Raw genomic sequence first — 16,567 nt, forward strand, 5'->3', positions numbered from 1 at the left:
ATGGTGGGGTCTTCACCCTCCCCCGTTTGGGGGGGGTAGGGGGGGGGGGGCGCGGCGCGGGGGGGGGGGGGGGGGGGGGGGGCGGGCGCCCCCCCCCCCCCCCGCCAGCAGACCCCCCGCCCCCCCCCCGCGCCCCCCCGCCCCCCCCCCCCCCCCCCCGGGGGGGGGCCCCCGCGGACGATCGTGCCAAGCCACCCCCACCCCGTTTCGCTGACGCCGCCACACGGCGTCCGCTCACCGACCCTCCCCACAAGGGGGAGGGTAAAGAAGCCCGCATCAGCTTCGACGAAGTCTGCGCCACGCTTGACGTGCCGCTGGGCCCCGAGATCGGCCAGTGCTGCGGCGGGCGCGTCGAAGTCTTGATCCGTATCGTCGATGCCGCGCTTACTGCCGAGCTGATCGCGGCCGCAGAAGCCGAGGAAGCCCACCTGCCGCATGTCTATATGTTCGGCGGCGGCCATGTCGGCCAGGCGCTGGCCGCGACGGTAGCACTTCTTCCCGTGCATGGCGTCGTCATTGAGACGCGGGCCGAAGCGCTGGAAGACATGCCGGAGACGGTCGAGAGGCGGCTGACGCCGATGCCCGAGGCCGAGGTGCGAAACGCTCCCGCCGGCACCGCCTTCGCCATCCTAACCCACGACCATGCGCTGGATTTCCTCATCGTCGCCGAGGCGCTGAAGCGCGACGACGCGGCCTATGTCGGCATGATCGGCTCGAAAACCAAGAGAGCGACGTTCAGGAACTGGTTCCTGAAATCGACGGATGGCACGGAGGCTGAGTTGGCCCGCCTCGTCTCCCCGATCGGCGGCGACGCCGTCAGGGACAAGCGCCCGCCGGTGATCGCGGCGCTCGCGGCAGCCGAGATCATGACGGCACTGGTCGTTCACAACACCGCGCCGAATGCCGACCATGAAGTCCAGCACAAGATGATGGCCGGCTAAGCTTCGGCGCGGCTAAGCAGGCCGCTTCAGGCCGAGATGATCTCGCAAGGTGCTGCCTTCGTATTCCCGACGGAACAGTCCGCGCCGCTGCAGTTCCGGCACCACCAGCGTGGCAAAGGCATCGAGCTCGCCGGAGAAGTATGACGGCATGACGTTGAAGCCGTCCGCGCCGCCGCCCTCGAACCGCGCCTGCAATTCGTCAGCGATCTGCGCCGGCGTGCCGACGATACGCCAATGGCCACGTGCGCCGGCGAAATGGCGCGCAAGCTGGCGGATCGACAGGCCGTCGCGGCGCGATTGTTGGATGACCAGCGCCTGGCGGCTTTTCATGCCCTCGGTCTCCGGCAGTTCGGGCATCGGTCCGTCGATCGGATAGGTCCCGAGATCGGAGATGCTGAGATAGCTGGACAGCAGCGCCACGCCGACATCGTCGGGGATCAGCGCCTGCAATTCCTCCTGTTTCTCCCGCGCTTCGGCCTCGGTGTCTGCCACCACCGGGGAGACGCCGGGCATGATCTTGATGTCGTCGGGTTCCCGCCCATAGGCCGCCATACGGCCCTTGAGGTCGTCGTAAAAGGCCTTGGCTTCCTCGAGGGTCTGCGCCGCCGTGAACACCACGTCGGCGGTGCGGGCGGCAAGGTCGCGGCCGACATCCGAGGCGCCGGCCTGCACCATCACCGGCGCGCCCTGCGGCGAGCGCGGCAGGTCGAGCGGGTCGCGCACCGAAAAGCTCTGGCCGTTGTGACCGTGAAAGCCACTGCCTTGCCAAAGTCCTGATACCACCTCGGCGAATTCGCGCGCCCGCTCGTAGCGGTCGGCATGGGGTTTCAGGCCCATCGCGCCGAAATTGGCGGCTTCGATGGGGCTGGCCGACGTCACCAGGTTCCAGCCAGCCCGGCCACCACTCAGATGATCGAGCGACAGAAAGGTGCGCGCCAGACCGTAGGGCTCGTTGTAGCTGGTCGACGCCGTCGAAACGAGGCCGATGCCGCTGGTCTGCACGGCGAGCGCGGACAGCAGGCTGATCGGCTCGAAGCCGATCGAGCGTGAGGTCTGGCTGGCGATGCCGATATTGGCTTCGCGCAGACCGGCGGCGTCCTCGCAGAACACCATGTCGAACTTCGCCGCTTCCGCCGTGCGCGCCAGCCGGATGTAATGATCGATGTCGATGCCTGCAGTAACATGCGCCTTGGGGTGACGCCAGGCGGCGATGTGGTGGCCCGTCGCCCACAGGAAGGCGCCAAGCTTCATCTGGCGGGTCATTGCGCTCCTCCGGCAAGTCTGAGATGAGAGCGCAAGGTGGTGCCGGGATAATCCGGGCGGATGAGGCCGCGGCGCTGCAATTCCGGCAGCACGCGGCCGATGAAACCGTCAATCGCCGCAGGCGGTATTGCGATGTTGAACCCGTCGCAGCTTTGCGAGCTGAACCATGTTTCGAGCGCGTTGGCAGCGACATCTGCGCCAACGTTCAGCAGCAGCTTGACCGCACCCGGATCGCGTCCGCAGGCCACAACGCGGCGCTTGAGATCGTCATGGCGCGCCTTGGGGTCCTTTGTGGGTCTGTCCAGCAGGACGACATCGGCGGTGCGGGCGGCCATATCCAGGTCGGCCTCGGACAGGCCGGACAGCACCAGCACCGGCGTATCCTGCGGCGAGCGCGCGACGTTCAGCGGCCCGCGCACGGAGAAAAATTCGCCCTTGTGGTCGAGCAGGTGCATTTTTTCGGGATCGTGGAAGCGGCCGCCGATCTTGTCGAACAGCAGCGCGTCGGCATCCCAGCCCTGCCACAGGCGCTGAACGATGCCGATGTATTCCTGCGTGCGGCGGCGGAACACATCGTCGGAAAATCCATCCGGCCGGCTGAAATTGGCGGCTTCCCCTGGCGCCTGCGCCATGGTCGCGTGCCAGCCGGCGCGGCCATGGCTGATGATGTCGAGCGAAGCAAAACGGCGCGCCAGATTGTACGGCTGGTGAGCGACCGTCGAGGCTGCAGCGACAAGGCCGATCCGACTTGTCATCGTCGCCAGCGCCGCCAGCAAGGTCGTCGCTTCGAAAGAACTCGACCCGGCGCTGTTCGGCGCGGAATCATCGAGGACAATCATGTCCAGCCCCGCCGCTTCCGCTTGCTTGGCAAAGCCGGCCAGATCGCTAAACCCGAGCGGCTGCCCGCAAGCAATGTTGGGCGAAACGGCAAGATGCATTGTGGCTTGCTGGTCAGTCGGCATGGGACCATCGATCATAGGGCGGCGTATGCGAACCTAAGGTCACCTGCTTGTAAGACAATCCTGGCGACTGGGCCAACAGCCCCTCACTTGCCGGCCAGCAAATCCTTGATCAGCCGCTGGCAACGCTCGGCCATGAAGTCGAGCAGCAGCCGCACCTTTGGATCCTGGAGCTTCTTGTGTGGATAGACGGCGGCGAACTGCACCGGCGTTGGCGGTGTGCTGGCCAGGATGACCTGCAGCCGCCGGTCGCGGATGAAAGGTTCCACTTCGAACCGCGGCTTGTTGATGATGCCGCGGCCCGACAGCGCCCAGCCGGTCAGCACATCGCCATCGTCGGTGTCGTAGGGGCCGTGCACCTCGAATTTCTGCGGGCCGGACGGCGTCTGCAGCGTCCAGACATATTCGCGCGCCCCGGAATAGCGCAGCATCAGGCAGTCGTGCTTCTTGCCGATCAGCTCCTGTGGCTCCACCGGCTCGCCGCGCGCTTCGAGATATTTCGGTGCCGCCACCAGCACGCGTTCACATTCCATGATGCCGCGCATCCGCAGGCTGGAATCCTCGATGATGCCGAGCTTGAAGGCGACGTCGATGCCTTCCTTCATGATGTCGATATTGTGGTCGGAGAGCCTCAGCCGCACCTCGATATCGGGGTATTTGTCGTGGAAATCCGGAATGCCCGACGCCACCAGCCGCCGTCCGAGGCCGAGCGGTGCGGTCACCTTGATGGTGCCGCGCGGTTGGCCGGAAAGAGCCGAGACCGCGGCTTCCGCCTCGGTGATCGCCTCCAGCACCTGCTTGGCGCCGGAGTAGAACACCGTGCCATGCTCCGTCGGCATCAATTGCCGTGTGGTGCGGTTGAACAGCCGCACGCCGAGGTGTTTTTCCAGCTCCTTGATGCGGTTGGAGGCGACCGCCGGCGAAATGCGCATGTCGCGGCCTGCCGCCGAGAGATTGCCAAGCTCGACGACGCGGACGAAGACGGCGATGTTGTCGAGATAGGCCATTCGTGGCTCTTTATGTGGCGGCGTACGTGGTCAGCCTAGTATTTTCCATTTTTTTTTGAAAGTCATCGTACACCTCGCCTCTTTTCGTTTGCGCCCGACACCGTAAAGTCAGCCGATCGGCAGGGACGATTTCAAATGATGGATTTCGCGATTTTCTGGGACTGGCTGAGTTTCGCCGTGCGCTGGCTGCACGTCGTCACCGGCATCGCCTGGATCGGCTCGTCCTTCTATTTCGTCGCGCTCGACCTTGGGCTGCGCCAGCGCCCCGGCATGCCGGCCGGCGCATTCGGCGAGGAATGGCAGGTGCATGGCGGCGGCTTCTACCACGTCCAGAAATATCTGGTGGCGCCGGCCGAAATGCCGGAACACCTGACCTGGTTCAAGTGGGAATCCTACGCCACATGGTTGTCCGGCTTCGCCATGCTGTGCGTGGTCTACTATGCCGGCGCCGATTTGTTCCTGATCGACCCCAATGTTCTGTCCATGTCGGTTCCCGTGGGCATCCTGCTGTCGATGGCGACGATCGGCGTCGGCTGGGTTGTCTACGATCTGCTCTGCCGGTCGCCGCTCGGCAAAAGTGACACCGGACTGATGCTGGTGCTCTATGGCGTGCTGGTGTTCATCGCCTGGGGGCTGACGCATCTGTTCACCGGCCGCGCCGCTTTCCTGCATCTCGGCGCCATCACCGCCACGATCATGTCGGCCAATGTCTTCATGGTGATCATTCCAAACCAGAAGATCGTCGTCGCCGACCTGATTGCCGGCCGCAAGCCCGACCCGAAATACGGCAAGATCGCCAAGCAGCGCTCGCTGCACAACAATTACCTGACGCTGCCCGTGCTGTTCCTGATGCTGTCGAACCACTATCCGCTGGCGTTTGCGACGGAGTTCAACTGGGTCATCGCCTCGCTGGTGTTCATCATCGGCGTCTTGATCCGGCACTATTTCAACACCGTGCATAAGCGTGCCGGCAACCCCCACTGGACCTGGATGGCGGCTGCGGTGCTATTCGTCATCATCATGTGGCTGTCGACAGCGCCGAAAATACTGACCGGCGAGCCCAAGGCATCCGCCGCGGCCGAAGTCTATATCGCCTCGTCGCATTTCCCGGCGGTGCGCGACACCGTGCTTGGCCGCTGCTCGATGTGCCATACGGCCGAGCCGGTCTATGAAGGCATCTACCATGCGCCGAAGGGCGTGATGCTCGACACCGACGCCGGCATTGCCGAGCATGCGCGTGAAATCTATTTGCAGGCCGGGCGCAGCCACGCCATGCCGCCCGCCAACGTCACCCAGATCAGCGACAAGGAACGGGCGCTGCTGGTCGCCTGGTTCGAAGGCGCAGGGAAATAAGCATGACTTCGACACTTCTGCGCGGCCGCACGCTGAGCTTTTTGCGCTTGCCCGAAGCCATCACCGACCATGCCGCCTGGCGCTATGAGGAGGATGGCGGCCTGCTGATCCGCGATGGCCGAATCGTTGCCGCCGGCGCCTACGCTGATGTGGAAAGGCAGGCTGGCGACGGTGCGAAAAAGATCGATCATCGGCCGCATCTGTTGCTGCCAGGCTTCATCGACGCGCACGCGCATTTTCCCCAGATGCAGGTCATCGCCTCCTATGGCGCCGAACTGCTCGACTGGCTGAACACCTACACCTTTCCCGAAGAGACCAAATTCGCAAATGCCCAGCACGGCCGCCGCATCGCGCGGCTGTTTTTGGATGAAATGGTGCGCCACGGCACGACGACGGTCGCCGCGTATTGCTCGGTGCACAAGGCCTCGGCCGAGGCGTTCTTTGCCGAATCGCACGCGCGCGGCATGCTCAACATTGCCGGCAAGGTGATGATGGACCGCAACGCGCCGGCAGGCGTGCTCGACACACCGCAATCGGGCTATGACGACACCAAGGCGCTGATTGCGGAATGGCACGGCAAGGGCCGCCAGCTTTATGCGATCACGCCGCGCTTCGCCATCACCTCTTCGCCCGAACAGTTGGAGATGTCGGGCGCGCTCTGCCGCGAGCATCCCGATCTGCATATGCAGACGCATCTGTCGGAAAACCACGCCGAAATCGCCTTCACGCAAAAACTCTATCCGCAGGCGCGCGACTACACCGATGTCTACGAGCAGTATGGCCTGCTGGGGCCAAAGAGCCTGTTCGGCCACTGCATCCATCTCTCGGAACGCGAGGCCGATGCGCTGTCGGACTCAGGCTCGGTGGCGGTGTTCTGCCCGACCTCGAACCTGTTCCTCGGCTCCGGCCTGTTCGATTACCAGCGCTTTCGGCGCCGCGACAAGCCGCTGCGCATCGCCGCGGCCAGCGATGTCGGCGGCGGCACCAACTATTCGATGCTGCGCACCATGGACGAGGGCTACAAGGTGATCGCGCTGACTGGCGAAAAGCTGAACCCGTTCCAGTCCTTCTGGCAATTAACGCGTGGCAATGCCGAGGCGCTGTCTATGGCGGAGAAGGTCGGCACGCTGGATGAAGGCACCGACGCGGATATCACCGTGCTCGACGCCCGCGCCACACCGGCGATGCGGCTGAGGATGGAGACTGTGGAGACGCTGGCGGAGGAGCTGTTCCTGCTGCAGACGCTGGGCGACGACCGCGCGGTGCGCGAGGTCTATGTCGCGGGGCGGCCTGCCAAGAGTGATATAATCGCCGGTTAGGACCCATCATCCGCGCGGGACAAGATGATGATTGCGCCTGGTTGCCAAGTGGTTCCCCCACTCCGTCGCCGCTTCGCGGCGCCACCTATCCCCCTCCGAGGGTGAGGAAGGGAGCCTTTGCTTCGGAGGACGGGCGCCGGTTCGGACAGCTTGGCGCCCTTCCTCTACCCCGTCGATCGGGGGAGAGGTGTCGAGAGAAGCTCGAAGGAGTGGGGGGCGACCCTGGCGGGGCAAGACCACCACCGCGACGAGACCTTGACCGGGCGGAGCTTGTCGTACACACGATTTGTGACGATTTCGGAGAACAAAAATGGCCGCCGCGGACGACATCGCTCTGATCCAGAAACAGGAAGAGACGCTGGTCTTCCCGGCCTTCGACGAGGCCGTCGCCTTCAAGGTCGGCGCGGCGATCCGCGAGCGGGCGCTGGCCGAAAAGCTGCCCATCATTGTCGATATCAGGCTGTGGGATCGGCCGCTGTTTTATGCCGCGATGCCCGGTTCAAACGCCTCCAACCCCGACTGGGCACGACGCAAGATCAATGTGGTCAAGCGCTACCTCAGGAGCACCTATCGTCTGGTGCTGGAACAGCAGCGACCGGACCGCACCTTCAAGGTCGGCGAGGGGCTGGATATTGCTGATTACGTACTGGCCGGCGGCGGGTTTCCGGTGACTGTAAAGGGTGCCGGCGTCATTGGCGTCATCGCCGTCTCCGGCCTGCCGGAACGCCAGGATCATGGCGTCGTCGTCGATGCACTGTGCGATCATCTCGGCCTCGATCGGACACAATTGGCGCTGCCGCCGGAAGGTAAATCGTGACGTTGGCGCTGCCCCTCATCCGCCTGCCGGCACCTTCTCCCCGTATAGTGACGGGAGAAAGGACAAGCTCGAGCGCTGGCGATCCCCTCTCCCCGTCTTTCACGGGGTGAGGGTGAGGGGCAGCGCCAACGTTTGCTCATTTTGAAAACCGCCAGTTACGGCCAAGGATAACCGTGCTCGATCCCAAATCCTTTCTCATCTCGATCTTCAATGCCGCTGTTGCCGCTGCCGATCCTGAACGGACCATCAGGGATCATCTGCCGGCCAGGCCCAAGGGCCGTACCATTGTCATTGGCGCCGGCAAGGGCTCGGCGCAGATGGCGGCCGCGTTCGAGAAGGTGTGGGATGGCCCAATCGAAGGGCTGGTCGTCACCCGCTACGGCTATGGCGCCAGATGCGAGCGCATCGAAATCATCGAGGCGGCACATCCGGTACCGGACGCTGCCGGTCTTGAGGCGTCGCGGCGCCTGCTCGAAAAGGTGCAAGGGCTGACTGCGGACGACCTGGTAGTGGCGCTGATATCGGGCGGAGGATCGGCGCTGCTGCCGTCGCCTGCCGCCGGCCTGACGCTCGCCGACGAAATCGCCGTCAACGAGGCGCTGCTTGCCTCCGGCGCGCCGATCGCGGCGATGAACACAATCCGCAAGCATCTCTCGACCATCAAGGGCGGCCGGCTGGCAGCTGCCGCCTGGCCGGCCAAACTGGTATCACTGGTTGTCTCTGACATTCCCGGCGACAACCCGGCGCTGGTGGCCTCCGGCCCGACCGTGCCCGACTCCGGCAACCGCGCCGATGCGCTGGCCTCGATAGCGGCCTACGGCATGAAACTGCCCGACGCCGTCATGGCGCACATCAACTCGCCAGAGGCCGATGCGCCAGATCTGGATGACCAGCGCTTTTCACGCAATGAAGTGCACCTGATCGCCTCGGCTGGCGTGTCGCTGGAAGCGGCAGCCGCTGAGGCAAAACGGCAGGGCATCGAAGCCGTCATCCTCTCCGATTCCATCGAGGGCGAGGCGCGCGAGGTCGGTGGCGTGCATGCAGCCATTGCGCGCGAAGTGGCGACGCGCAACCGGCCGTTCAAAAAGCCGGTGCTGATCCTGTCCGGCGGCGAGACGACCGTGACCTTGCGGGCCCCTGTTGACGGAAAAAGGGGCAAGGGCGGCCGCAACTCCGAATTCCTGCTCGCCTTTGCCATCGGCATCAGCGGCGCGGAAGGTATTCATGCACTGGCCGCCGATACCGACGGCATCGATGGCTCGGAAGACAATGCCGGCGCCTTTGCCGATGGCTCGACCGTCTCGCGCATGCGTGCCGCCGGCGTCGACGCCAAGGCGATGCTGGCCGGCAACAATGCCTGGACGGCGTTCAACGCGATCGGCGATCTGTTCGTGCCGGGGCCGACGGGTACGAATGTGAATGATCTGAGGGCAATCCTGATCAGTTAATTCGGCCGTGGCGGCCGAAGTTTCCAACGTTGGATTCACGACCGTAGGTGATTGGCTGAAGCAACTCAGCTTCGTCGCTGAGGCTTTCGCTCATCTCACGACCCCATCAGCCGCTTCACCTCTTTCATATCCTTTAGGAACCGCTCGCGCTCAGCCTCCTTGTCCGTCGGCTCGTGAATGCGCAGGATAAAGGAGGGGTGGATGGTGATGAACACGCGCAAGCCATCCTCGCGTTCGATCAACTGGCCGCGCATTTTCGTCACGGCAATGGCCTTGCCCAGCAGCGACAACGCCGCCGTTGCCCCAAGCGCCACGGCGAGGTCCGGCTTGATCAGCTCAAGCTCCCGGCCGATCCACCAGCGGCAGGCCTGGACTTCGCCGGTATTTGGCTTCGAGTGGATGCGGCGCTTGCCGCGCGGCTCAAACTTGAAGTGCTTGACGGCGTTGGTGACGTAGACTTTTTGCCGGTCGACGCCTGCGTCATCGAGAATCGCATCGAACACTTTGCCCGCTGGCCCGACAAAAGGTTTGCCGGCGAGATCTTCCTGATCGCCAGGTTGTTCGCCGACGAAGACCACTTTGGCGTCATCCGGCCCCTCGCCGAACACGGTCTGTGTCGCGTCGCGCCAGAGCGGGCAGCGACGACAACCCTTTGCAGCCTCGCGCAAATCGGAAATCGTCTTGGCATCGTCTTCATCCGGCGCCTCGGCCGGCTCGGGCTTCGGCCAATGTCTTGCCTGCAGCTTGGCGTGGTGCGGCGCCGGCGTTGTCGGCAGTCTGGCAATCATATCCCTGGCGGCCTCGTCCGCTCCTGCGATCAGATCTGGAATGAGCGAGGCCTCGGGAAGGTTCCGCCAATATTTCTTCGGCATCTCCTTCTGCATCGCCTTCACCTTGAGCCGCGCCGGGTTGAAGATGTTTTCGAAATAGGTCCGCCACAACGCCTCGGTGTCGTCCTGATCGGGTGCATCGCCCTTGGCCGCACCCGGCCCGATCGCCAGCCTTTCGCCGTTCCAGTCGGCGGAGGCATAGGGCGTCAGAATGGTCCAGCGCATGCCGGTGAACCGCCGGACGAAGAAATCCGCGTTGCGCTCGACAATGAAATGCTCCGGCTCGAACCAGGCGACGTAGCGCTCGTTCTCGCCGTCGCCGATCTTCCGGAAGCGTACGAAGGCATGCATCTTATGGCTGTCGCGCCGCACCGCCTTTTCCATGGCTTCGAGCCGCCTGGTGTCGGGATCGGATGCGATCGCCAGCAGTTTCGGCTCGGTGCGCAGGCGCCAAAGCATCCAGTAGAGAAAGGCAAACCGGCCGGGGTCGGAGTGGCAGAAGGCGGTTTCGGCATGGGCGATGAACTCGCGCGGGACGGTAAGCTGCGCGTCCTCTGGCACCGCCGGCAAGGCATCTTGAGGATCATTGGCGTCGGACCCGACACCCCAACTAATATCCTCAGGCCGGACCTCATTCAGCGCCAGACGCCGTGCCGCATCGCGCCAACCGGCGAAATCGGTCTGGCTCGCTAGCCGGACAGTGTATCGGGCAAGGTCGAGCTGAGCCGGCTGCATGGTCAAAACAGCGACAGTTGTTCGCAGGACTTTACGATCGTGTCGCGCAGGCCTGTCTTGTCGGTGAGTCCGCCCGGCGACCAGCCTTCGGCGATGATGAAGGGCCTCAGCTTGGCGATCGAATGGCAGATCCGTCCGACATCTTCCAGCCGCATGCGTCGGTGGCGGCGGGTTTCAAGGATCTTCGCCACCACCTTGGTGCCCAGACCCGGAACCCGCAGCAGCGCTTCGCGGTCGGCGCGGTTGATGTCGACGGGAAACCTCGCCCGATTGCGCAAAGCCCAGGCGAGCTTGGGGTCAATGGCGAGATCGAGCATGCCGTCGCTGCTGCCGGCGAGGATTTCCGGCTGCGAAAAGCCGTAGAAACGCATCAGCCAGTCGGCCTGATAGAGCCGGTGCTCGCGCATCAGCGGCGGTTTTTGCAGCGGCAGCGACGATGACGAATCCGGGATCGGGCTGAAGGCGGAATAATAGACGCGCCGCAGGTGATAGCTGCCATAGAGCCGCGCGCTGGTGTGCAAAATGCCGTCGTCGGATGTTTTGTCGGCGCCGACAATCATCTGCGTCGACTGACCTCCGGGCGCAAAGCGTTCGCGCTTCTTGGTCCTCAGCGTCGGCTCGGCTTTTTCCTCCATCTTCCGGCGCAGGTTCGCCATGGAAAGCCGGATCGTTTCCGGCTTCTTCTCCGGCGCCAGTTTCTTGACGCCCTCATCGGTCGGCAGTTCGACGTTGATAGACAGCCGATCGGCGTAGAGCCCGGCCTGCTCGACCAGTTCGGCCGAGCTTTCCGGAATGGTCTTCAGATGAATATAGCCGGAGAATTTTTCGTCCAGCCGCAGCCGCCGCGCCACTTCCACCATTTCGGCCATGGTCTCGTCGGGCGAACGGATGACGCCGGAGGACAGGAACAGGCCTTCGATGTAGTTGCGCCGATAAAAGTCCATGGTCAGCTGCACCACCTCGTCGATGCTAAAGCGGGCGCGGCGCACATTCGATGACGAGCGGTTGATGCAGTAGCTGCAATCGTAAATGCAGAAATTGGTGAGCAGGATTTTCAGGAGCGAAATGCAGCGGCCATCCGGCGCGTAGGAATGGCAGATGCCCATGCCTTCTGTGGAGCCGATACCGCCGGATTGGAGCGAATCCTTCTTCGCCGAGCCGGACGAAGCACAGGAGGCGTCGTATTTGGCGGCGTCAGACAGGATTGCCAGCTTTTCACGGACGGTGGGCGCGCTCATCTGTTCATGATATGTTCTTGAAGGCTGCAGCGCCACCTCATTTGATGCAGGCGGCGAAAAAGTGATCGCCGCCCGCCGTCAGGGCAATCAGAGACCGTTTCGAAATTCGCTCTGGCGAGTCATATGGTGGTGGTTTCGAGAACCGAAGCGCAGCGGACATTTGGTCCGTGAGCATCGGAAGCGCAGAAACCACCATCGATGGCCGCCGGAGTAGAATTTCGAAACGGTCTCTCAGACCTCGTGCAGGTAGAGGTGGTAGTCCAGCTCGCTCACCGTACGCGCGACGCGCAGATACTCCGACTGCTTGATCGCCACGAAGGTGCGATGCAGATCCTCGCCAAGCGCCTCTTTCAGGAAGCTCGAGGCCCGCGCCGCCTCGATCGCGGCGCGCCAGTCGACCGGCATGGTCGTGCGCGTGACAGCGGCTTCATAGCCATTCCCAGTGGTTTCAGGGCCGGGGTCGAGGCCTTCGTCCAGACCCTTGATGATGCCGGCCAGCACCGTTGCCGCGATCAGGTAGGGATTGGCGTCGACGCCCGACGGCCGGTGCTCGATGCGCCGGTTCTTGGCGTCGCCGGCCGGCACGCGCAGCGCCACCGAACGGTTGTTGACGCCCCAGGTCGGCGCCACCGGCGCATAGGACTGCGAGACGAAGCGCCGCCAGGAATTGGCGTGCGGCGCAAACACCAGCATCGATTCGGCCATGGTCTGGATCAGCCCGCCGAGCCCCTGCAGCAGCGGCAGCGACCAGCTTTCGCCGCCGGCTTCGGCAAAAACGTTGCGGCCGTTCTTGTCCTGCAGCGAAACATGGAAATGCATGCCGGAGCCGGCATATTTTTCGATCGGCTTGGCCATGAAGCAGGCGGTAACACCATGGCGGCGCGCCTGCGCCCGCACCAGCCGCTTCAACATGACGAGGTCGTCGGCCGCCCGCATGACATCCTTGCGGTAATTCAGCGTCAGCTCGTACTGGCCGGGCGCGTATTCCGAAATCACCGTTTCGGCCGGAATGCCTTGCGCCTTAGCCGCGGCATAGATGTCGGAAAACAACGGCTCCATGCCGTGCAGATGGTCGACGGAATAGACTTCCGTCTTGGCCGAGCGGCGGCCGTCGAGCACGGCGTCCGCCGGTTTTACCTTGCCGTCGGCGTCACGCTCATTGGCAAGCAGGAAAAATTCGAGTTCGAAGGCGCCGGCGGGATAGAGGCCCTTGGCCGCCAAGATGTCGACCTGCCTGGCCAGCGCCAGCCGTGGGTCCGACGACATAGGCTGTCCCTCGAGATGGTACATCGCCATCAGCAACTGGCCGCGCGGCGGGTTCGTGCCGTAAAGCGGCACCAGCGTGCCGGGGATCGGCCATGCCCTGAGATCGCCGTCTCCAGTCGTCCAGATCAGCCCGGTTTCGTGCACATCCTCGCCGGTGATGTCGAGGCCGAGGATCGAGATCGGCATGTGGCGGCCGCCCTCGAAGATGCTTTTCAGCTCATGCCGGCGCACGATCTTGCCGCGGCCGACCCCGTTGGCGTCGGTCAAGACGATATCGAAGGCTTCGATTTCGGGATGGGCGTCGAGAAAGGCTTGCGCCTCGGCGGGCGTCGAGCCCGAAGGTGAAGTCATGATTAGTGTACTCGAGTTTGGCTTGGCAGCTTGTCTCATGCCGTCAGCCTTGCCGCAACCGTGGCGAAGGCGGTGATCAGCCGGTTGACCTGGGCGCCGGTGGTGGCCGGTGAGATCAGCATCATGTTGTGAAAGGGCGCGATCAGCACGCCCTGGTTGACCAGCGCGACATGGATAGCCGCCTCAAGCTCCGGCGCATGGGCAGTCTCGGCTTCGGCGCCGTTCCTGAGCGGGCCAGGGGCGCAGATGAACTCGACGCGGGCGCCGACGCGGGCGACATGCCAGGGCAGATTGTAGCGATCGATGACGCCGGTCAGCCCGGCATCGAGCCGCAGGGCGAGGCGATCCATCCGGGCATAATTCTCCTGCGTCATCACCTCTTCGAGCGTTGCGCGCATGGCTGCGAACTGCAGCGGGTTCGCCGACAGCGTCGTGCCCATGCCGGAATAGCCCGGCTCCTTGGTTCGATTGTAGTCGGCATAGCGCGAGGCGACCTCGTCGCTCATGCCCCACACGCTTGCCGGCACTCCGCCGGCGATCGGCTTGCCCAGCACGAACAGGTCGGGCTGCAGCCCGAATTTCCTGGTGTAGCCGCCGGGTCCAGTCGAAATCGTGTGCGTCTCGTCTATCAGAAGCAGCGTTCCGGCCGCGCGCGTCAGTTTGCGCAAGGCGTCGTGAAAACCCGGATCGGGCAGCACCATGCAGGAATTGGTCAGCACCGGCTCAGCAATGACGCAGGCGACATCCTTGTCCTTGAGCGCTGCTTGCAGCGCGGCGACATCGTTGAATTCAATGACCTTCGCCGTCTTGGTCAGGTCGCGAAACTCACCCGCCAGCCCCGGCCGATTCACGGGCTTGCCGTCGACCATCCGGACCATCGTCTCGTCGACCGAGCCGTGATAGCAGCCGTTGAAGACCAGTATCTTTTCGCGGCCGGTGACGGCGCGGGCGACGCGCAGCGCGAAGCGGTTGGCGTCGGTGGCGGTGGTGGCGATCTGCCAGAACGGCAGACCGAAACGCTGAGTGAGCAGCGGCCCGATGGCCAGCGCATCTTCCGAAGGCAGCATATAGGTCAGGCCGCGCCCGGCCTGGCGGCGGATGGCGCGCGCCACCGGCGGCGGCGAATGGCCGAACATCGAGCCGGTGTCACCGAGGCAGAAATCGTCCAGCCTGTTGCCGTCGATATCCGTGATGGCGGCGCCCTTGGCGCTTTCGACCAGGATCGGGAATGGCGTCGGCCAGTCGTTCATCCAGTGCATCGGCACACCGCCGAAGAAGCCTGGCAGGCCGTTACCGACCTTGGCCTGCGATTTCGGCCGCGCCTTGCGGAAGGTGTTCGCCTCGCTTGTCCGCAATGCAGCGATGCGGTCACGGCTGATACCGCCAATGGACGCCTTTGAACTGTTCGTGCTGTGCATGAAATCCCTCTCGGCCGGCACACTACCCAATTGGCGACGGCAACCGCAATTGGCCGTGTTGGTGCGCTGCATTGGGTCAGCAGCAAGTTCGGCAGACTTGACCTTCCGGCGCAGTCGGGCGCCAATGCGATCGGGTCTGTGGTTTGGGGAGAAAAATGCGGACGATCATCTGCGCTATTGCGCTACTCTTGTCGGCCGCTGCGGCTTCCGCATCGGGCGGCGTCTGGTGTTCCGTCGATGACAAAGCGGTGCAATTCGAGGTCGGCGCCGGGGTCACCAGAGGTATGGGCGGCCCGACCTTCAATTTTCGCGGCGATCTCGAGATACTTGGCCGGCCGGAAGGCGACAGTCTGCGCAAGACCGTCTTCGAGGATTCCGACCTCACCCAGTACTGGCTGGACGACAAGGAGTTGCGGCTGAACGTCTACCACGAGCATCAGCTCGGAGATAAATTCAACTCTGTCGAACTGACGATCCTGACCAAGACCAGTGACGAGGGCGTCTATGACGGCCGGTACACGCTTGCCGTCTACGACAACGCCGCCGACACGGAACAGGACGGCAAGCCGAAAGAATTGACCGGCAAGGTGTCGTGCGGAGCCGAATAGGTCACGCCGAGATATCGATGACGCCGCAGTCGCCGGCGGCACTGCCGAAGGCGACCCGGCGCTCTTCCTTATCCCACATCATCGCGGTGATGGCGCCCTTGCCCGGGCGGCGCAACAGCACCTCTTTGGCATCGGTAAAGCGCACCGCCATGACCATGCCGTCATCATAGCCGACGGCGACGACATCCTGGCTCGGATGGCAGGCAACCGATGTCACCATGGCGTTGCCGCGCGTGCCGAGCTCCAGCGGCGCCTTGCCCATCGGGCCGTCCTTGCCCGAAAACGGCCAGACGATCGCCGCCGGCGCGCCGGAACTCGCCAGCCATTTGCCCTTCACGCTCCACGACAGGCTTTTGACCTTGCCGGGATAGCCGGTCATGCGCATGTGCTTGCCGTCGGCGAGCTTCCAGCCATGCAGCGCGTTTTCCTGCATGGTGGTGACGAGGAAGGCGCCATCCGGCGAGAAGGTGACGCCGGTATGGGCACCGGCCCATTCCAGCTCCACCGGCTTGCCGTCGGCGGCCGGGAAATGCAGCGTCGCGCCATTGTAGCGGGCGACGCCGAAGCGTATGCCCTTGGGGGAGAAGGCCAGCCCCTCGACCGAACGCGGATGGGCAAACTCTTTGGTCTTGCCGTCGGCAAAGCGCACGAACGCAGTCTTGCCTGTGGCATAGGCGATAGCGCCTTGCGGCCCGGCGGCGACGCTGGTGATCCACTTCTTGCCGGCGCTCGCCAATTCGCCGACGGTGCCACCTGCGGTGACAGCAAAAATCTTGCCGTCCTCGCCGCCGGTGATCAGGCGGTCGTTGGCGGCGTCATGGAACGTGGAGAGCAGGCCGTCATTGGCCTGAATTGTCTTGTGGCCGTTGTCGAGCCTATGAACTGTCCCATCGGCCAGCGCATAATGCGGCACGTTGTCGAGGAAGACGGCGGCAAGGCAGTGACCTTCCAGGTCGAGGGGAGCAACTGTGGGCATCAGGACCATTCCAATGAAGCTGTCACCACTCCCGGGAA

Annotated in this window: 14 protein-coding genes; 6 read left to right on the plus strand and 8 right to left on the minus strand. The window is 63.9% G+C overall.

What is annotated here, in order from left to right:
• Positions 1-308: 308 nt before the first annotated feature.
• Positions 309-941 carry a xanthine dehydrogenase accessory protein XdhC gene (gene xdhC / locus NKJ75_RS19605; RefSeq protein WP_502903896.1) on the plus strand — a complete coding sequence of 211 codons (633 nt, stop codon included), beginning with the start codon at positions 309-311 and terminating at the stop codon, positions 939-941.
• Between the two features lie 12 nt (positions 942-953).
• Here the strand turns inward: xdhC and NKJ75_RS19610 are convergent, their stop codons facing one another.
• The 3 genes from NKJ75_RS19610 to NKJ75_RS19620 form a co-directional block, all read right to left on the minus strand.
• On the minus strand, positions 954-2,204 hold the full coding sequence (locus NKJ75_RS19610; RefSeq protein ID WP_352500068.1) for an LLM class flavin-dependent oxidoreductase: 1,251 nt from the start codon (positions 2,202-2,204) through the stop codon (positions 954-956).
• Entirely contained in the window at positions 2,201-3,142 is a 942-nt protein-coding gene (locus NKJ75_RS19615; RefSeq protein WP_023834808.1) for an LLM class flavin-dependent oxidoreductase, read from the minus strand. The genes NKJ75_RS19610 and NKJ75_RS19615 overlap by 4 nt, the downstream gene beginning before the upstream one ends.
• A 107-nt stretch (positions 3,143-3,249) precedes the next feature.
• The gene (locus tag NKJ75_RS19620) at positions 3,250-4,170 is read right to left on the minus strand and encodes a LysR family transcriptional regulator (protein WP_023671373.1); all 921 of its coding nucleotides are present in this window, start codon (positions 4,168-4,170) and stop codon (positions 3,250-3,252) included.
• A 135-nt stretch (positions 4,171-4,305) separates the two neighbouring features.
• On the opposite strand from NKJ75_RS19620, the gene NKJ75_RS19625 reads away from it, so the two are divergent.
• The 4 genes from NKJ75_RS19625 to NKJ75_RS19640 all read left to right on the plus strand — a co-directional run bounded on the left by NKJ75_RS19625 (position 4,306) and on the right by NKJ75_RS19640 (position 9,107).
• The gene (locus NKJ75_RS19625) at positions 4,306-5,523 is read left to right on the plus strand and encodes a urate hydroxylase PuuD (protein WP_023819674.1); all 1,218 of its coding nucleotides are present in this window, start codon (positions 4,306-4,308) and stop codon (positions 5,521-5,523) included.
• Positions 5,524-5,525: 2 nt separating this feature from the next.
• Positions 5,526-6,842, plus strand: coding sequence for a guanine deaminase (guaD, locus tag NKJ75_RS19630; RefSeq protein ID WP_023834807.1), 1,317 nt, complete (start codon positions 5,526-5,528; stop codon positions 6,840-6,842).
• Between the two features lie 310 nt (positions 6,843-7,152).
• Entirely contained in the window at positions 7,153-7,659 is a 507-nt protein-coding gene (locus NKJ75_RS19635; RefSeq protein WP_023689252.1) for a heme-degrading domain-containing protein, read from the plus strand.
• 167 nt (positions 7,660-7,826) lie between these two features.
• Positions 7,827-9,107, plus strand: a complete 1,281-nt coding sequence (locus NKJ75_RS19640) for a glycerate kinase type-2 family protein (RefSeq protein WP_023689251.1) — start codon at positions 7,827-7,829, stop codon at positions 9,105-9,107.
• Between the two features lie 95 nt (positions 9,108-9,202).
• On the opposite strand, the gene NKJ75_RS19645 is transcribed toward NKJ75_RS19640, so the two are convergent.
• From NKJ75_RS19645 to NKJ75_RS19660, 4 genes are all read right to left on the minus strand, one after another.
• On the minus strand, positions 9,203-10,672 hold the full coding sequence (locus NKJ75_RS19645) for a UdgX family uracil-DNA binding protein (RefSeq protein WP_352500069.1): 1,470 nt from the start codon (positions 10,670-10,672) through the stop codon (positions 9,203-9,205).
• A 2-nt stretch (positions 10,673-10,674) separates the two neighbouring features.
• Positions 10,675-11,910 (minus strand): putative DNA modification/repair radical SAM protein, encoded by a 1,236-nt coding sequence (locus tag NKJ75_RS19650; RefSeq protein ID WP_023745811.1) that lies wholly within the window; start codon positions 11,908-11,910, stop codon positions 10,675-10,677.
• A 231-nt stretch (positions 11,911-12,141) separates the two neighbouring features.
• On the minus strand, positions 12,142-13,527 hold the full coding sequence (locus NKJ75_RS19655) for a glutamine synthetase family protein (RefSeq protein WP_023683505.1): 1,386 nt from the start codon (positions 13,525-13,527) through the stop codon (positions 12,142-12,144).
• Between the two features lie 35 nt (positions 13,528-13,562).
• On the minus strand, positions 13,563-14,945 hold the full coding sequence (locus NKJ75_RS19660; RefSeq protein ID WP_023683506.1) for an aspartate aminotransferase family protein: 1,383 nt from the start codon (positions 14,943-14,945) through the stop codon (positions 13,563-13,565).
• A gap of 155 nt (positions 14,946-15,100) precedes the next feature.
• Here NKJ75_RS19660 and NKJ75_RS19665 point away from each other — a divergent pair, with 155 nt between their 5' ends.
• Positions 15,101-15,553 (plus strand): hypothetical protein, encoded by a 453-nt coding sequence (locus NKJ75_RS19665; RefSeq protein WP_023683507.1) that lies wholly within the window; start codon positions 15,101-15,103, stop codon positions 15,551-15,553.
• Between the two features lies 1 nt (position 15,554).
• Here the strand turns inward: NKJ75_RS19665 and NKJ75_RS19670 are convergent, their stop codons facing one another.
• Positions 15,555-16,529, minus strand: a complete 975-nt coding sequence (locus NKJ75_RS19670; protein WP_023683508.1) for a WD40 repeat domain-containing protein — start codon at positions 16,527-16,529, stop codon at positions 15,555-15,557.
• Positions 16,530-16,567: the final 38 nt, after the last annotated feature.

This window comes from Mesorhizobium sp. M0058 (assembly GCF_040323095.1).
Classification (GTDB): Bacteria; Pseudomonadota; Alphaproteobacteria; order Rhizobiales; family Rhizobiaceae; genus Mesorhizobium.